This is a genomic window from Candidatus Dormiibacterota bacterium, from assembly GCA_035544955.1.
Classification (GTDB): Bacteria; Chloroflexota; Dormibacteria; order CF-121; family CF-121; genus CF-13.
Window position 1 is genome coordinate 1 of sequence record DASZZN010000030.1, and the last position, 15,097, is coordinate 15,097.

Here is a 15,097-nt window from a genome sequence, read left to right on the forward strand (position 1 = left end):
TTCTATGGGAGCAACCAGGAACGTCAGCGGCAGCTGCCCCGCTGGGTGCGCTTCTACAATCGCTACCGACCCCACACCGCGCTCGGCGGCCAGGCTCCCACCTCAGTTCTTGTCAACAAGGCTGATGGGAACTACACCTAGTGCGCGTGCTCAACCTCGCGGCGATCATCGACGAGATCTGCAACAGCGAGGCTGCGATCGGTGGCCCGGTCCAACGGACTGCCTTCATCGGGCAGAGTCATGCCGACGTCTATCGCGTCACCGCAGGCGGGCGGACCTTCATCGCTCACGCCAGCCGGCAGGGGATCGAATACCTGATGCGCCTCCGGGCCAATCTCGACAGGGTCGCCGTCCTGGAGGACGACCGGATCCCGCGGGAGGTGGCCTGGCGGACGTCGAACGGTGCCTGGGCAGTGCTCATGTATCCGGAAATCGCCGGCGAGGAGCTGCACGCGTCAAATGCGACCGACGAGGCCCTGGAATCGCTGGGCGATCTACTGCGGCGGCTGCACTCGGTCGAGGACCCTGGACACCAGCCCAGCGACCTTGCCGGGCGAGTCAATGAGCCGTCGGCCTTTGCGGCCTTTGGTGAGATGCTGATCCACCGGCTGTCCGATTTGCCCATCCGAACTGACCGCGTGCGCCATCACCTGGATGTGATGTCGGCATACCTGCGAGAACACGCCTCGGAATTCCAGGTCCCGACGCGCCTCATCCACGGCGACCTCCACCGCTCCAACATTGTGTCGACGGGCACGTCCGTCGGGTTGCTCGACTGGGGTGACCTCACGGCGGGCGATTATGCGTTCGATCTCGCCGCGCTGAAATTCATCCTCGATGCGGTTGCGCCCCGGAAGAGCACTCAGTTCATCCGTGCCCGAGCCCGCGATTACGCCCAGCGGTTCCACGATGGCTCGCTCGAAATCCGGATGCGTTTCTTCCTGGCGCTGGCCGGCCTGGTGCGGGCCTTCAATTGTGCCGACGACAGCGCAGCCCTTCGGCCCAGCCGGGCGTGGCGGGTGCGTGCCTGCTACCTCCATTCGGAGACCCAATGGCGCTCGCCGCTGATGATCGACGGGCCCAGCGCAGGGGCACCAGTCGCTCGCACCGAGGACTTCGCCGTCGACATGCGACAGCCGATTCGCGGCCTCTTCTACCTGCTGGCGCCCAAGAGAGTCTCGTGAGAGCGCCCAGCCTGACACGGAGCAGCGCCCTGAATTTCGCCGACGGTGCCGTGACGCTCGCAGGCGCACTCGTTGTGTCCATCATCCTGGCCCGAAGGCTCGGCAGTGATGGTTTCGGTGTGTATGCCATGACGATGTCAGTCGTGATGTTTACGCTGCTCTTTGCTCGGCTGGGCATCTCGGCGACGGTCCGGCGATATGTCGCTGAGCTGGACGGCAAGAGTGATCTTGCAACGGCGGGGATCATCCTCGGACGCGCCCTGCGTTTGGGACTTCTCAGTGGAATTCTCGCGACCGCGGCGCTGGCCCTGATCTCCCCTCCGCTCGCCACCTTCTTCCATCGCCCGGAGTTGCGAGTTGATTTGCTCATTGGCGCGGCTATGTTGCTACCGATGGTGGCGGTCGGAATCCTGCGAGCGGTGATCACCGGCCTGCAGCGTTACGGAAACCTGGTCCGCTTGAACCTGGTGACGTCGCCGGTGTGGGTGGCCGGCTGTTCCATCGCCCTCTGGCGAGGTGCCGGAGTTCCGGGTGTTCTCGTCGTCAGCCTGGGCATCGAAATCATCAACCTGGCCGCGCTCACTGCCTGGAGCATGCGCTACGTCGGCATCCGGTGGCGCGCGTCCTTGCCGGCCGACCTCCGCTCGCGCGTACAGCGGTACAACCTCGCACTCGGTGTTCTGATCCTGCTGAACGCCGTGGTCTGGGAACGATCAGAAATCCTGTTCCTTGGGCGATTTCAGGGAGCGGCCCAGGTTTCCTTTTACGCGATCCCCTTCGCCCTCACGGAGCGAGTCGTCGACTTGCTCCCCGGAGCGATCCTCGGGGTTCTTCTTCCTGGCCTGAGTTATGCGCGCGGCGCAGCTGATTCGGGCCGGTTTACCGCGGTCCTGAGTGATGCCCTGCGAAACCTCGCGATGCTCACCCTGCCGATCTGCCTCTTCGGCATTCCACTGGCGCCGGTTGTGATCAAGCTGCTGTACGGGTCGCAGTTCGATGGCGCCGTCATCGTTCTCCAGATCCTGCTCGTTTCCGTCGTCTTTGGTGTCCTCGGTCAAGCATCGCGGTCCGCTCTACTCGGACTCGAACGCCAGGGCTGGCTGCTCAAGACCGGGTCCATTGCCGCCGTTGTCAGCATCGGCCTGGACCTCGTTCTGATTCCACGTGGGGGCGCGGTTGGCGCGGCGATCGCGAACACCATCGTCCAGGCCGCCTGGGCGCTGTCCATTTTTGCCCCACTGTGGAGTAGGGTGGCATCGGCGACCAAGCGGGCGGTTCTGAAGGCCGCTCTAGTAGCGATCGCGCTCGCCGGTCTGCTCGGACTGGTCATGTCGGTCGGGCTCACGGCGACTATCGCGGTTGGCGCGGGACTGCTGGTACTTGCGGCGTACGCATTCACCCTGGTGCGCCTTCGGCTCGTCCCCTTTCGGCCGGAGGTCGCCAGCACCTGAATCTCGCGTTCGTTGGTTTCCTGCCGCCGGACTCAGCGAATGCAGAGGAACGGACGTTCTTCGGATTGCTGTCAACCCGCTTTGACCGGGCGGTCTTCTTTCAGGGGATCGGGGTCAAAGGGTTAACTCTCCGACACCTTCGGTCGCTTCCGTCCAGGCTGTCGAAGAGAAATCTGCCGGCCCGCTCGAGTCGGGTTCGTCGCGGCATCCTGCCGATGCTTCCCATCCGTCGAGGGGCCGCAGCCAGGATCAGCGCGTGGATGATCAGGCGACGACTCATCGCCCTCACGAGAGGACGCTTCGACGAATGGGTGTTCTGGGTCCGTTTCCCCTCTCCTGAGTTGGTCCAGGCGATTCGCGGCCTCGCCGTTGGCCGCATCGTGTACGAGCCGGTCGATCACTACGCGGCTGAGCCGCTGTTCTCTCCGGCCGATCGCCGGCGACTGGAACGGGCCGAGCAGGAGCTAGTGCGACGGGCGATGGTCGTGACCACCAGCGCCGGATTGGCCAGACAGTTCACGATGGCGCCAGGCGGCGCTCACTGGCTGCCGATCGGAACGGACGCCAGCTTGAAAGCGAGACCCTCTCGAGCGCTGAATGACATCCCGCGCCCACGGCTTGGCGTCATCGGGTCTCTTGATTGGCTGGCTGACGAGGAGCTGCTCACGGAGGTGGCCACCAGGCGCCCAGCCTGGCAGCTGGTTCTGGCCGGCCCGCGCGATGGCAACTGGGGACGACGGCTGCAACAGCTGCCAAACGTGCACTGGCTCGGCATCCTGCGGCCCGACGAGGCCAGGGGCGTGATTGCGGGCTGCGACGTCGCCCTCAATCCGTGCGTCCTCAATGAGTGGACGGAGGCGGCGCTGCCCGTGAAGGTCTTCGACTACCTCGCGGAGGGAAGGCCGGTCGTGAGCACGCCAATGGCCGAACTCGACATCTTCAAAGACCTGATCGAGCTGGCGCCGGCCAGCCAGTTCATTCCAGCGATCGAAGAGGCGCTCGCAACGGACAGTCCCGAGGCCGCGGCGCGACGGAGACAAGCTTCTCAGCGATTCACCTCACAGGATCGGGCACGGCGCGCCTTTGAGCTCGTGACGCAGACGACCGCATTTCACACAACCACGCAGGAGAGGGGAGGGGTAAGCCTATGCAGCTGATCGAACGGTCGAGCATCACCGCGGCGCTGGAAGACCATATCACCGAAGTGCGCGCGGTTCTCGCCCGGATACCGATCGCGGAGATGGAACGGGTCGTTGCCATCATCCTGGACGCCTACCGGCGCAACAAGCACGTGTACATCGTGGGGAACGGTGGGAGCGCCGCGACCGCGACCCACTTTGCCTGCGACCTGTCGAAAGCGACGATTGTTGAGGGCCGCGCTCGACTGCGCGTCACGTCGCTCACCGACAATGTCGCGCTGCTCACAGCATGGGCAAACGACACGAGCTACGAGAACGTTTTCGCCGAGCAACTCTACAACCTTCTGAACACCGGTGACGTCGTCATCGCCATCAGTGCCAGCGGCAACTCACCCAACGTGCTGGCGGCGATCGATGCGGCGCGCGCCCGGGGCGCGACGACGGTCGGCCTGGTCGGCTTTGCCGGCGGATCTCTGAAAGACGCTGCCGACGCGGCCATCCACGTGGAAAGCAACAGCTACGGCGTGGTTGAAGACTGCCACCTGGTGCTCGAGCATGCGATCACTGAGTCGACCCGAGCGGCACTGATTGAGTAAGCAAAACGGTGCGATCACCGTTTTCCTGGACCGCGACGGCGTCATCAACCGCCGCCGGCCGGATCATGTCAAGTCCTGGGAGGAATTTGAGTTCCTTCCGCGATCCCTGGAGGCGCTGGCTCGGCTGCACCGCATGCAGGCGCGTGTCATCGTCATCACCAACCAGGCGGTCGTGGGTCGCGGCTTGATCGCCAACGAGGAGCTGATACGCATTCATAGCCGAATGAGCGAGGAAGTCGCGAACTCGGGCGGGCGCATCGAGCGAATCTACGCCTGCCCGCATACGCCCGAGACTGGTTGCGCTTGCCGCAAGCCCGGGACTGGGCTCTTGACGCGGGCCAGCGCTGAGCTCGGCATCGCGCTGCATCACTCGTTTATGGTTGGCGACTCCGAGTCGGACGTGCTCGCTGGCAGAGCCGTCGGATCTCAGCCAGTTCTGATTCGGGACGATGGCCTGGATGGAGCTCAACCCGGTTTACCGGTCGTTCGCGATCTGACCGAAGCGGTGCAAGTGATCGCTGAAGCGATGACCAAGGCTGACGTGCGGCCGTGCTGATCGCTCGGGCGCCGCTGCGCATCAGCCTGGCCGGCGGCGGTACCGACCTGGAAGCCTACTACGGGAAGTACGGTGGCGCCGTCGTCAGCGTGACCATCGACAAGTACTTCTACGTCTTCGTTTCCCCCAGCGATAGCAATCACATCCAGGTAGCTTCCTCGGACTACCAGACGTTCTACCGTCAGCGCCTGGACGAGTCCCCGCTCTGGGACGGCGACCTGCGCCTGCCGAAGGTGATCATCGATCACTTCGGGATCCAAACCGGCCTTTCGGTCTTTCTGGCTTCGCAGGTGCCGCCTGGGACGGGCCTTGGTTCATCCAGCACCGTGGCCGTGGCGCTCGTCAAAGCGATGTCGGTGCTGCGCGGTTTGCGAATGAGCCGGCAGCAGGTGGCAGAGCTCGCTTGTCAGATCGAAATCGAAAAGCTCGGCATGCCGATCGGAAAGCAGGACCAGTTTGCGGCCTCCTTCGGGGGCCTCAACTTCATCGAATTCGGGACGGAGGGCGTCACGGTCGAGGCGCTCGAGATGGCACAGGAAACCCTCGGGGCGCTCGAACGTCGGATGATGCTCTTCTTCACCGGCCGGTCCAGGAACTCGGCCCAAATCCTGGGCGAGCAGAAGCGCAGCAGCGAGCGGAACCGAGCGGTTGTGATCGAGGCGTTGCATCAAATCAAGACGGGCGCGCTCGACCTGCGAAAGCAGCTCGGGATGGGAAACATCTCTGCCGTTGGCGAGTGCCTGCACCGATCATGGCTTGCCAAGCGACAACTGGCCCGGGGGATCAGCGACCCATGGATCGACCGCTGGTATGAGGCCGCGCGCGCGGCGGGGGCCAGCGGCGGAAAGATCGCCGGTGCGGGCGGTGGCGGTTTCCTGCTGCTCTATTGCGAGCCGGACCGCCAGGACCATGTGACCGAGACGCTCGAGGCGAACGGGCTGACGCGGATGGATTTTCGGTTCGAGAGTGGGGGCGCGATGGTGATCATGAACAACCTGGTCGGGCTATATGACGGGAGCCGGACGCCGGTTCATGCCTAAATCCCGGGCCTGGCGTTTCCTCGTCAGCACGCTGGTGGTCGTGGACCTCGCATGCGTCCTGCTGGGCTTAAAACTGGCCGCCTGGCTGGCCTCGCAGCCGGCGTTCGGAGGCCGGGGAACGCCGGATTGGAGCTTCATCCTGCTGATATTGCCGATCTTCAGCCTCATCTTCGTGGCGCAGGGCCTCTACGATCCGCAAAACCTGTTGGGTGGAACCCGCGAATATGCGGCCGTCTTTCGTGCCTGCACTTACGGCCTGCTGGCGATCGTGCTGGTCAGCTTCGTGACTCGGTGGATCGTGTCTCGGGAATGGATCGTGCTCTCGTGGGCATTTTCAGCTGCGCTCTTAGGCAGCGGGCGGTTTCTGATCAGACGAGCCGCCTACCAGCTTCAGCGCAGGGGCCATTTCACGGCGAAGACGATCATCGTAGGTGCAAACGCGCACAGCCTGGCCGTGGCCACGCAGCTGAGCCAGAATGGGAGTGGCGTCCGAATCGTTGGCTTCCTGGATGATTACGTTCCGGCTGGCTCCGTCCTCGGCAACGGCCACCGGGTGCTCGGTGGGTCATCTGCCCTGATGCAGGTCGCGGCGCGTACGCATGCCGATGAGGCGATCGTGGTTCCCCAGGCCTTACCCTGGGAAACCCTCCAGACAGTGCTGACAGACGCCGCCGCGGCGCCCAACGGACTGCGGGTGCACCTGCCGGCTGGCTTTTACGACCTGCTGACGACGAGGGTCGGGCTGTCCGAGAGGAATCACGTGCCCCTGCTGACGGTCAAGAAGGCTCGCCTGACGCCGCTCGAGGCGATCTTCAAATCGAGTCTCGACTACGGTCTGTCAATCCTGATGCTCGTGCTCCTCTCGCCAGTAATGGCACTCGCAGCGGGCTGGCTACGACTCAACGGCCGGAGCGTTATCGATCGACGCCGTGTCGTCGGGCAATATGGGCGCCCGTTCGCGTTGTTCAGCTTCCACCCGGGTGGTCCCGCCAGTTCCATATTCATCCGAAAGCTGCCCGGGTTAGTCAACGTATTGCGCGGGGAACTCAGTATCGTCGGGCCCCGTCCGATGGAGGGCAAGGATGATCGCGCTCAAACGAGGCTTCTAAGTATCCGGCCAGGGCTGACCGGTTCGTGGCGCCAGGTCAGTGACGCAGACGCCCAGGCCGTCCTCGACCTCTACTACATCCGGAGCTACAGCATCTGGCTCGACCTTCAAGTGCTCTTTCAGCGGGTAAAGGCGCGTTTTGGCTGAGATCCTGAAGGCCACGAGTTATTCGTCTCTCAAGCGGGCGCTGGACCTTGTCGTCGCCGGTGTCTTGCTGGTGCTCGTGAGCCCGATTCTTGCCGGCAGCCTGCTTGCTGTTCAGATCGGCTCGGGCCGGCCTGTCATCTACCGACGACGGGTCATCGGTCAGAGCGGCCAGACGTTTGATGCCTTCAAAATTCGCACCATGATGCCGAATGCTGAGGAGGTGCTGGAACGGGATTCGAGCCTGCGGCTGGCGTTTGCGGCCACCAACAAGTTGGTGGTCGATCCCCGGGTAACGACGGTCGGGCGCTGGTTGCGACGGCTGAGCATTGATGAACTTCCCCAACTGGTGAATGTGCTGAGAGGCGAGATGAGCCTCGTCGGCCCGCGCATGATCACGCCAGGCGAGCTCCCGGAGTGGGGCGACACAGCCGCCCTCCTGCTGTCCGTGCGGCCGGGACTTACGGGCCTCTGGCAGGTGAGCGGCCGCCAGAAGCTGAGCAAGGCCGATCGCATTCGCCTGGATCGCGATTATGTCCAGCGGATGTCGTTGAGTCTGGACCTGGCCATCCTGGCGCGAACGGTGCCGGCCGTTTTGTCCAGCCGGGGCGCCTACTGATGCGAGCCCTCGTTACCGGAGGCGCCGGATTCGTCGGATCCCACGTGGTCGAGGCGCTGCTGAACGCCGGTCACGAGGTGATGGTCGTTGACAACCTGGCCACCGGAGCGCGTGGCAATCTGCCGCCCGAGGTTGAGTTCGTCCTGGTCGACATCACCAACCGAGCTGAGCTCCTACATGCCTTTGAGCAATTCCAGCCCGAGGTGGTCCTCCACCAGGCAGCGCAGACGCTGGTGGCGGCCTCAGCCTCGGATCCGATCCGAGACAGCCAGATCAATGTCGTCGGCACGCTCAACGTTCTCGACGCCGCGGGACTCACGGGTGTGCGCAAGATCGTTTTCGCGTCCTCAGGTGGGACCGTGTACGGGAATCCGGAACGTCAACCGGTTGCCGAAACGGAGCCGCTGCGCCCGATCAGCCCGTACGGCGTGTCCAAGGTGGCCGGCGAGCACTACATTCGCGTGATCTGCGAGCAGCGTGGCATGACCTATACGAACCTCCGCTATGGCAACGTCTTCGGCCCACGCGACATTCCGGCGAGCCAGCATGTCATCACGGCGTTCCTGTACGCCATCCAGCGGGGGTCTCGCCCGGTGATCGAGTGGGACGGCGAACAATCGAAGGACTACGTCTATGCGGCGGACGTTACCCGGGCCAATCTCTGCGCCCTCGAGCACGGAGACAATGAGAGCTTCAACATCGGAAGCGGCGCAGAGATTTCCGTCAACAACATCTTCACGATGGTCTGTGAACTGGCTGGAATCGAGGTCGAAGCGAACCGTGCTCCAAAGCGAGCCGGCGATGTGCGGCGATTCATCCTGGACTGCACCAAGGCGGAGCAGCTACTCGGCTGGCGGCCGACCACCTCATTTCGCGACGGCTTGCAAGCCACCGTCGATTACTACCTGGGAGCAAAGGCCCTCTATCCAGCAGCGACTTAAGCGGGCGCTCGATCTGGCGCTTGGTTCAGTTCTTCTCGTTGTCCTGAGCCCGCTGCTCCTGCTGGTGGCGGCGGGCGTTCGCCTCGACTCGCGGGGCCCGATTCTCTTCGTCCCAGCTCGCGTGGGGCGCTACGGCCGGATCTTCCGCATGTACAAGTTTCGGACCATGTGCGTCGATGCCGAGGCCCGTCTGCCGCAACTTGCTCACCTCAACGTTGGTGGCGACCATCTGATTCGTATCAACAATGATCCGCGAGTCACCCGCCTTGGGTCCTTCCTCAGGCGGACCAGCCTCGACGAACTTCCTCAACTCGTCAACGTGGTGAAGGGGGAGATGAGCCTCGTCGGGCCGCGCCCGCAGTCATCCGATGAAGTCGCGCTCTATTCGGACGGCCAGCGGCAAAGACTGACCGTGCCGCCAGGCATGACGGGTCTCTGGCAGGTCACCGCCCGAGACGACCCGAGGTTCGACGAATGGATCCGCCTTGACCTGGAGTACGTACGAGACTGGAGTCTTGGCCTTGACCTCAAGATCCTGCTGAAAACGCCGGCCGTCATGGTGCGCACGGTTGGCCGCAGCACTGGAGACCTCAACTGAGCAAGCCGCGAGTCGTTGCCTTTGTCGACCATGCGGCGGTCCTCGGTGGCGGCGAAATCGCCCTTCTGAACCTGATCGGGCGCCTGGACCGAGATCAGTGGCAGCCTCTCGTCATTCTGGGCGAGGAAGGTCCGCTGGTCGAGCGGCTCCGGGCTTTCGGGGTCGAGGTCGAGGTGTTCTCCCTCGCTCCCACGGTGGCGCGCGTGCGCCAGGACGCGCTCAGCGCCCGCTCGATGGTCCGCCCGACGCGAATCCTAACCTCGATCGGGTACGTCTTCCGGCTCGCCAGTCGACTCAGAAAGAGCCGGGCCGCGCTGCTTCATGCAAACTCGCTGCGGGCGTGCATCCTCGGTGGGCTGGCCGGCCGGTTGGCGGGGGTCCCGGTTGTCTGGCAAATCCACTCCGTTATCTCGGAGCCAATGATGACGCCGGCAGCGGTCCGCTTAATGCGCTGGCTCGCCCGCTGGCTACCACACCGCATCATCTGCAATTCGGTCGCGACCGCCGCTTGCTTTAGCGGGTTGGGCGATCGGGTCCGGATTATCGCCTGCGGGTTAGACACCGGCCTCTACGCGAGGAACGGCAGAGCGCCAGGAGCGTCCCGGGTTGGAATGATCGCCCGCTTTTCGCCTCTGAAGGGCCAGCACGTCTTCGTTGAGGCGGCCAAGCAGGTCAGTGTCGGCCATCCTGACGCGGAATTCGTTCTCGCCGGGGTGCCGCTCTTCGGGGAAGAAGCCTACGCCGACCGGGTTCGAGGTGACGCAGAGGCTTGCGTCAACCCGGATCGGTTCCAGTTCCTGGGCTTCGTCGATGATGTGCCCTCGCTCCTCCGTGAGTTGGACATCGTGGTGCAGCCGTCGGTGTATCCGGAGGGGTTCGGCCAGTCGGTGCTCGAGGCCATGATGGCGGGCAAACCGGTGATCGCGTCGGCAACCGGCGGCTTGTGCGAGCTCGTCCAGGACGGCGCCACGGGACGGCTGGTTCCACCGGACGATCCGGCAGCCCTCGGTCACGCCATCCACGATCTCTTGGCGGATCCGGCTGCCGCCAGCGCCATGGGTCAGCGCGCTCGCCGACGCGCCTTCGAGCTCTACGACATCCGTGGCACCGTACAGGCCACCGAGCGCGTGTATGCGGAGGTCGCCAGGGCATGAAGGGTCAACCTGCCGTCCTCCTCTATCACGCGATTGTGACCGCGCCAGTGGACGCCGACCCCGTCGAACGGGATCTTATGGTTGCCCCCGAAGAATTTGAGTGGCAGATGCGAGACCTCGCCGGCCGGGGATACCGCAGCCTGACCCTCGACCAGTATTGGGCTGTTCTGCACGGTGAGGCCGAGGCTGAACGTGCGCTTCTCCTCACCTTTGACGATGCCTACGCCGACGTCGACCACGTCGTCACGCCGATATTGCGCCGGCTTGGCTTCTCAGCCGTGATGTTCGCGCCGTACGACCATCTCGGTAGCCGGAACACGTGGGACGCGGATCACAAGAACCTCGCAAGACTGTCGATCGCATCCGGGGATCAGCTCCGGATCATGGCCAGTGGGCCGTGGGAAATCGCCAGCCATGGCCTGCGTCACGTCGATCTAACGTCTGAGGAACCAGACCAGTGCCTGGCGCAACTGGCCGCATCGCGAGAGCGCCTTTCGGAGGTAGTGGGGAAGCCCGTCCGCGATCTCGCCTATCCGTACGGAATGCAGAACGGCCACGTCAGAAGGGCCACACGGGCAGTTGGCTACCGGATGGCGTTCACGGATCGTCGCACTTCACTGGCAGATCGGTTCGCCCTCGACCGCCGGCCAATTCGAGGGACCGATTCGCGAGCGGTCTTTCGGCTGAAGACGTCCGGCAGCGCCGGATTGCTGTATGGGATCGCCGACCTGGCTCCCGGCTGGGCCCGATCCGCTGCCCGGCGCCTAACGGTCACAGCCACGGCAGGGAGATCGTGACGGCGGTATCCGTCGTGGTCATCACCAAAAACGAGGAACGCAACATCGAGCGTTGCCTCGAGAGCGCACGCTGGGCGGCCGAAACCGTGGTAGTCGATGCCTACAGCTCGGACCGGACCGCAGAGCTGGCCAGGCGATTGGGCGCTCGGGTCTTCGAGCGCGACTGGCCCGGTTATGGCGCTCAAAAGAACTTTGGTATCGCCCAGGCAAACGAGCCGTGGATCCTCAGCCTTGATGCGGACGAAGAAGTCACGCCGGCGCTCGCTCGAGAGATTGAGGAGAAGCTCTCCCCGGAGCCGATGGAATCTGCCTTTCGAGTTCTTCGGCCGACCTTCTTCATGGGGCGCCCTCTCGTGCATTACGGTCGAGCGCCGCGCGACCCGGGTCTCGTGCGGTTATTTCGGAAAGACCGCGGTCAATTTGATAGCCGCATCGTGCACGAAGGCGTTCAGGTCAATGGCCAGGTGGGAACACTTGCAGCTCCAATCCTGCATTACTGCTATCCGGACCTCCGCACCTACTGGCGCAAGATCCACTACTATGCCCACCTCGAGGCGAAGGACCGCCTGACGCAGGGCCAGGTCAGAGGTAACCGCGTGGCGCGAGCCGCCGGGAAGTTGCTGTGGATGCTGTTCTGGCGCCGGGGGCTGCTTGATGGACCAAGCGCCTGGATCTGGATTGCCGGCCAGGCGTACCAGGAATGGCTCGTGACGGCTGAGACCGCTCGGCTGCGCCACAAGGAGTCTCTGCACGCCGCTACCTGAGCGGGTCGCGCTGGTTCACGACCGGCTCGATCAGAACGGGGGCGCTGAGCGCATGCTCTGGACCCTCCACGAAATGTTCCCCACGGCGCCGATCTACACGGCGATGTGGAATCGCCGATTGGTTCCCCGGTTCGACTCGTGCGACGTTCGCACCTCCTGGATGCAGCGCCTGCCACGGATCGAGCGGGCGCCACGTGCCTACGCCGCGCTGTACCCACTAGCCTTCGCCTCGATGAAGGTGACCGGCTTTGACCTGGTGATCAGCCTGACGACCTCCTTCGCGAAAGGCGTTCGAACTGACGGCGCCCTGCACGTCTGCTATTGCAACAGCCCGTCAAACTTCGTATGGCGTTCAGACGCGTACTTCCGGCGCGGGCTGACACGATCTCTCTCCGCTCCCCTCCGTACCTGGCTACGAGCATGGGACCGCGGTGCCGCCCGGCAACCTGGTCTGTGGGTCACCAATGGCCAGCCCGTTTCCGATCGAATCCGGCTCACCTATGGAAAAGACGCCGCCATCGTGCCTCCGGGTATTGATGCGAAGTGGTTTGTTGAGCACAAAAGCGATGACTTCTACCTCGCGGTTGGCAGACTGGTCCCGCATAAGCGCATCGAGCTGGCCATCCAGGCGTGCCGCCAACTATCAGTACCGCTCTGGGTGGCTGGTGACGGGCGCGCCGCTGATGACCTGCGTCGCCTCGCCGGACCGGACGTCCATTTCACCGGGCGAGTCTCGGATGAAGAGCTCCGCGACCTCTACTCCAGGGCTCGGGTCGTCCTCGTTCCGGCCGAAGAGGACTTCGGCCTCGTGCCGCTCGAGGCCCAGGCTGCGGGTACGCCCGTTATCGCGTACGACGCCGGAGGCGCCCGGGAGACCGTCATCGATGGGGAAACAGGGCTGCGCTTCGCTCGCCAAACCGTTGAGGCGCTCGCCGATGCGATTCGAGACAGCCAGAGCCGGAGCTGGGATAGGGAACGCATCCGAGCCAATGCCTCCCGCTTCAGCGACGGGCGCTTCCGCCAGGAGCTGAGCGACGTCATCGCCAGGCACTACCAGCCGATGGATCGCGCAACTGTCCCTACGGGACGAGAGAGACGTGCCGTCTAGGCGTCAGTTCCTCATCGGTTGCGTGGGCGTAGCCGCTGTCGCCACACCGGCGGCCTGGTATGGAGCCGTCTACGAGCCAGGGGACATCGAAGTGGTTCAGCGAACCGCGCAGATCCGCAAGCTGCCCTCGCGGCTCGACGGCCTTACCGCCGTGCAGATCTCCGACCTGCACCTTCACGCGGCGACTGACAAGCACCAGCACATGATCGACTTGATCCAGTCCATAAAACCGGATGTGGTGTTCTTCACCGGTGACCTCGTCGACGATCGATCGGCGATTGGCGACGGACTGGACATCTTCCGTCAGCTGCGGCCGCCTGGCGGGATCTGGGCGGTTCCTGGCAACTGGGACCATACCGCCGATGCCGTCGACGCCTTGCGGACGGAGTTGGCCGCCGCGAACGTGCGTTTCCTGGTCAACGAGAGCGCGGAGCTCGAGACTGGACTGTGGATCGTCGGCGTCGACGACCCGGCCACTTCGATGGATGATGTGTCGACGGCGTTGCAGGGCGTGCCCGCCGGTGCTCCACGAGTGTTACTCGCGCACGCTCCAGACATCGCCGACAGCATCGTCGATGCCCCGACTTCCGACCTCATCCTCGTCGGGCACACCCATGGTGGCCAGGTCAACCTTCCGCTCTTCAGCGGCGCCTGGTTACACCAGGGCGCAGGTGCCGAATACGTGCGCGGGCTTTACCAGGTCCACGGCTCGCCGATGTACGTCAACCGGGGCATCGGCACGACGGCTGTCCCAATACGGATCGGCTCCCGGCCGGAAATCACGCACTTCACCTTCCATGCGGCCTGAGGCAACGGTGATTAACGGACCGAACGAACTGAGTTGGAATGCGGCGATGCTTGATCTCAAGGCGGCCCGCACGGAGCTTAGTTACGCCCGAGCCGGCATCGTTCGACAGCGCTTCTACACGAAGTGGCTCGACGCCCGGAACCGATGCACCGCGTTGCTGCACACCTGGTGGGCCGAAAGCCTCGACCTCCAGCCCGTGCGTGAGCCGCGAATGATCTTTTCCCTCGACGTCGATGGCGTGCTGGAGGATGAACGGGCAGGCTTTTCCTGTACGGGAGCAGCCGGGGCGGCCGCGCTGAAGCTTCTGGAATTGGGGCGCATAGCGGTGTTACTTAACACCGCGCGCAGCCTGTCCGAGGTTCGTGAGCGAGTAGCGCATTTCAAACTGCTGGGGGGAATTAGCGGCTTTGGCGCGGCGGTCTGGGACGGCGTTTTCGCCCAGGACTCTTCACTGCTGAGCGCGCAGGGCGCCGCCCAGTTCGCCGAGCTACGGAGAATCCTGAGAGCCGATCCAGAAATCGTGCAGGATGGCCACTACGAACACTCGGTTCGAGTGAGCCGGATCGTTAACGGTGAACCGAATCCGATTGCCGGGCCCGCAGCAAGGAGCCTGCTCGATCGGCATGGGTTAAGCGATCTAGCATTCTGGGTCGCCCCCGACCATACCGACTTCGTCGATCGTTCGGTCGACAAGGGGAGGGGACTCGAGCGATTGCTCGACCAGTTACGTCTTGGGTCCACTCCCATTGCGGCGATGGGCGACGCAGCCTGCGACGTCCCGATGCTGCGTCTGGCAAGCTACACCTTTGTCCCGGCAGGGACGCTACCGTCGTACCTGCCGCCTCGCCGCCAGCGCATGTTGCGAAGCCGGCTGCTTGGCGAGCACGCACTCTGGGAGGCTGCCTGCCAGCTCGTGCCAGACAGCGTTCTTCATCGTCAGGTCATCACAGCGGTTTCCCAGATCAGCTACCCGGAATGGTTCCCCTCGACGGTTTCCCAGGGCCTTCGCTCGAGCGGCGGGATGCTCCCCCGGCTCAAGACGGCGCTGGTCGCTCGACTGACTAACAAGGAAGCGGAACACTAAGGAGGA

The 15,097-nt window shown here is 64.0% G+C and carries 16 protein-coding genes; all 16 read left to right on the forward strand.

The window, feature by feature from the left end; translation table 11 throughout:
• The first annotated feature begins 140 nt into the window (after nucleotides 1–140).
• The 16 genes from VHK65_10650 (at nucleotide 141) to VHK65_10725 (ending at nucleotide 15,091) form a co-directional block, all read left to right on the forward strand.
• Nucleotides 141–1,184 carry an aminoglycoside phosphotransferase family protein gene (locus VHK65_10650; GenBank protein HVS06608.1) on the forward strand — a complete coding sequence of 348 codons (1,044 nt, stop codon included), beginning with the start codon at nucleotides 141–143 and terminating at the stop codon, nucleotides 1,182–1,184.
• A complete protein-coding gene (locus VHK65_10655) occupies nucleotides 1,181–2,635 on the forward strand; it encodes an oligosaccharide flippase family protein (protein ID HVS06609.1) in 1,455 nt (484 codons plus the stop codon). Before VHK65_10650 ends, VHK65_10655 begins: the two co-directional genes overlap by 4 nt.
• Before the next feature lie 260 nt (nucleotides 2,636–2,895).
• Nucleotides 2,896–3,792, forward strand: a complete 897-nt coding sequence (locus VHK65_10660; GenBank protein ID HVS06610.1) for a glycosyltransferase — start codon at nucleotides 2,896–2,898, stop codon at nucleotides 3,790–3,792.
• Complete coding sequence (locus tag VHK65_10665) at nucleotides 3,783–4,370, forward strand: SIS domain-containing protein (GenBank protein HVS06611.1); 588 nt, start codon at nucleotides 3,783–3,785, stop codon at nucleotides 4,368–4,370. The genes VHK65_10660 and VHK65_10665 overlap by 10 nt, the downstream gene beginning before the upstream one ends.
• Nucleotides 4,363–4,926, forward strand: coding sequence for an HAD family hydrolase (locus tag VHK65_10670; GenBank protein HVS06612.1), 564 nt, complete (start codon nucleotides 4,363–4,365; stop codon nucleotides 4,924–4,926). Before VHK65_10665 ends, VHK65_10670 begins: the two co-directional genes overlap by 8 nt.
• Complete coding sequence (locus VHK65_10675) at nucleotides 4,920–5,966, forward strand: GHMP kinase (protein HVS06613.1); 1,047 nt, start codon at nucleotides 4,920–4,922, stop codon at nucleotides 5,964–5,966. Before VHK65_10670 ends, VHK65_10675 begins: the two co-directional genes overlap by 7 nt.
• Nucleotides 5,959–7,221: a sugar transferase gene (locus VHK65_10680; protein ID HVS06614.1), complete on the forward strand. Its 1,263-nt coding sequence runs from the start codon at nucleotides 5,959–5,961 to the stop codon at nucleotides 7,219–7,221. Before VHK65_10675 ends, VHK65_10680 begins: the two co-directional genes overlap by 8 nt.
• Nucleotides 7,214–7,837: a sugar transferase gene (locus tag VHK65_10685; protein HVS06615.1), complete on the forward strand. Its 624-nt coding sequence runs from the start codon at nucleotides 7,214–7,216 to the stop codon at nucleotides 7,835–7,837. The genes VHK65_10680 and VHK65_10685 overlap by 8 nt, the downstream gene beginning before the upstream one ends.
• Complete coding sequence (locus VHK65_10690) at nucleotides 7,837–8,778, forward strand: NAD-dependent epimerase/dehydratase family protein (GenBank protein HVS06616.1); 942 nt, start codon at nucleotides 7,837–7,839, stop codon at nucleotides 8,776–8,778. The genes VHK65_10685 and VHK65_10690 overlap by 1 nt, the downstream gene beginning before the upstream one ends.
• Nucleotides 8,762–9,376, forward strand: a complete 615-nt coding sequence (locus VHK65_10695) for a sugar transferase (protein ID HVS06617.1) — start codon at nucleotides 8,762–8,764, stop codon at nucleotides 9,374–9,376. Before VHK65_10690 ends, VHK65_10695 begins: the two co-directional genes overlap by 17 nt.
• Nucleotides 9,377–9,510: 134 nt before the next feature.
• Nucleotides 9,511–10,530, forward strand: coding sequence for a glycosyltransferase (locus VHK65_10700; protein HVS06618.1), 1,020 nt, complete (start codon nucleotides 9,511–9,513; stop codon nucleotides 10,528–10,530).
• Nucleotides 10,527–11,327 carry a polysaccharide deacetylase family protein gene (locus VHK65_10705; GenBank protein ID HVS06619.1) on the forward strand — a complete coding sequence of 267 codons (801 nt, stop codon included), beginning with the start codon at nucleotides 10,527–10,529 and terminating at the stop codon, nucleotides 11,325–11,327. Before VHK65_10700 ends, VHK65_10705 begins: the two co-directional genes overlap by 4 nt.
• The gene (locus VHK65_10710; GenBank protein HVS06620.1) at nucleotides 11,324–12,091 is read left to right on the forward strand and encodes a glycosyltransferase family 2 protein; all 768 of its coding nucleotides are present in this window, start codon (nucleotides 11,324–11,326) and stop codon (nucleotides 12,089–12,091) included. The genes VHK65_10705 and VHK65_10710 overlap by 4 nt, the downstream gene beginning before the upstream one ends.
• Before the next feature lie 52 nt (nucleotides 12,092–12,143).
• Nucleotides 12,144–13,199 (forward strand): glycosyltransferase, encoded by a 1,056-nt coding sequence (locus VHK65_10715; GenBank protein HVS06621.1) that lies wholly within the window; start codon nucleotides 12,144–12,146, stop codon nucleotides 13,197–13,199.
• Complete coding sequence (locus tag VHK65_10720) at nucleotides 13,189–14,007, forward strand: metallophosphoesterase (GenBank protein HVS06622.1); 819 nt, start codon at nucleotides 13,189–13,191, stop codon at nucleotides 14,005–14,007. The genes VHK65_10715 and VHK65_10720 overlap by 11 nt, the downstream gene beginning before the upstream one ends.
• Before the next feature lie 46 nt (nucleotides 14,008–14,053).
• On the forward strand, nucleotides 14,054–15,091 hold the full coding sequence (locus VHK65_10725; GenBank protein ID HVS06623.1) for an HAD hydrolase family protein: 1,038 nt from the start codon (nucleotides 14,054–14,056) through the stop codon (nucleotides 15,089–15,091).
• Nucleotides 15,092–15,097: the final 6 nt, after the last annotated feature.

Coding starts and splice junctions, on each gene's coding strand:
- VHK65_10665 (HVS06611.1), top strand. CDS start 3,783: ATGCAGCTGATCGAACGGTCGAGCATCACCGCGGCGCTGGAAGACCAT.
- VHK65_10725 (HVS06623.1), top strand. CDS start 14,054: ATGCTTGATCTCAAGGCGGCCCGCACGGAGCTTAGTTACGCCCGAGCC.
- VHK65_10690 (HVS06616.1), top strand. CDS start 7,837: ATGCGAGCCCTCGTTACCGGAGGCGCCGGATTCGTCGGATCCCACGTG.
- VHK65_10680 (HVS06614.1), top strand. CDS start 5,959: ATGCCTAAATCCCGGGCCTGGCGTTTCCTCGTCAGCACGCTGGTGGTC.
- VHK65_10660 (HVS06610.1), top strand. CDS start 2,896: ATGATCAGGCGACGACTCATCGCCCTCACGAGAGGACGCTTCGACGAA.
- VHK65_10715 (HVS06621.1), top strand. CDS start 12,144: ATGCTCTGGACCCTCCACGAAATGTTCCCCACGGCGCCGATCTACACG.
- VHK65_10705 (HVS06619.1), top strand. CDS start 10,527: ATGAAGGGTCAACCTGCCGTCCTCCTCTATCACGCGATTGTGACCGCG.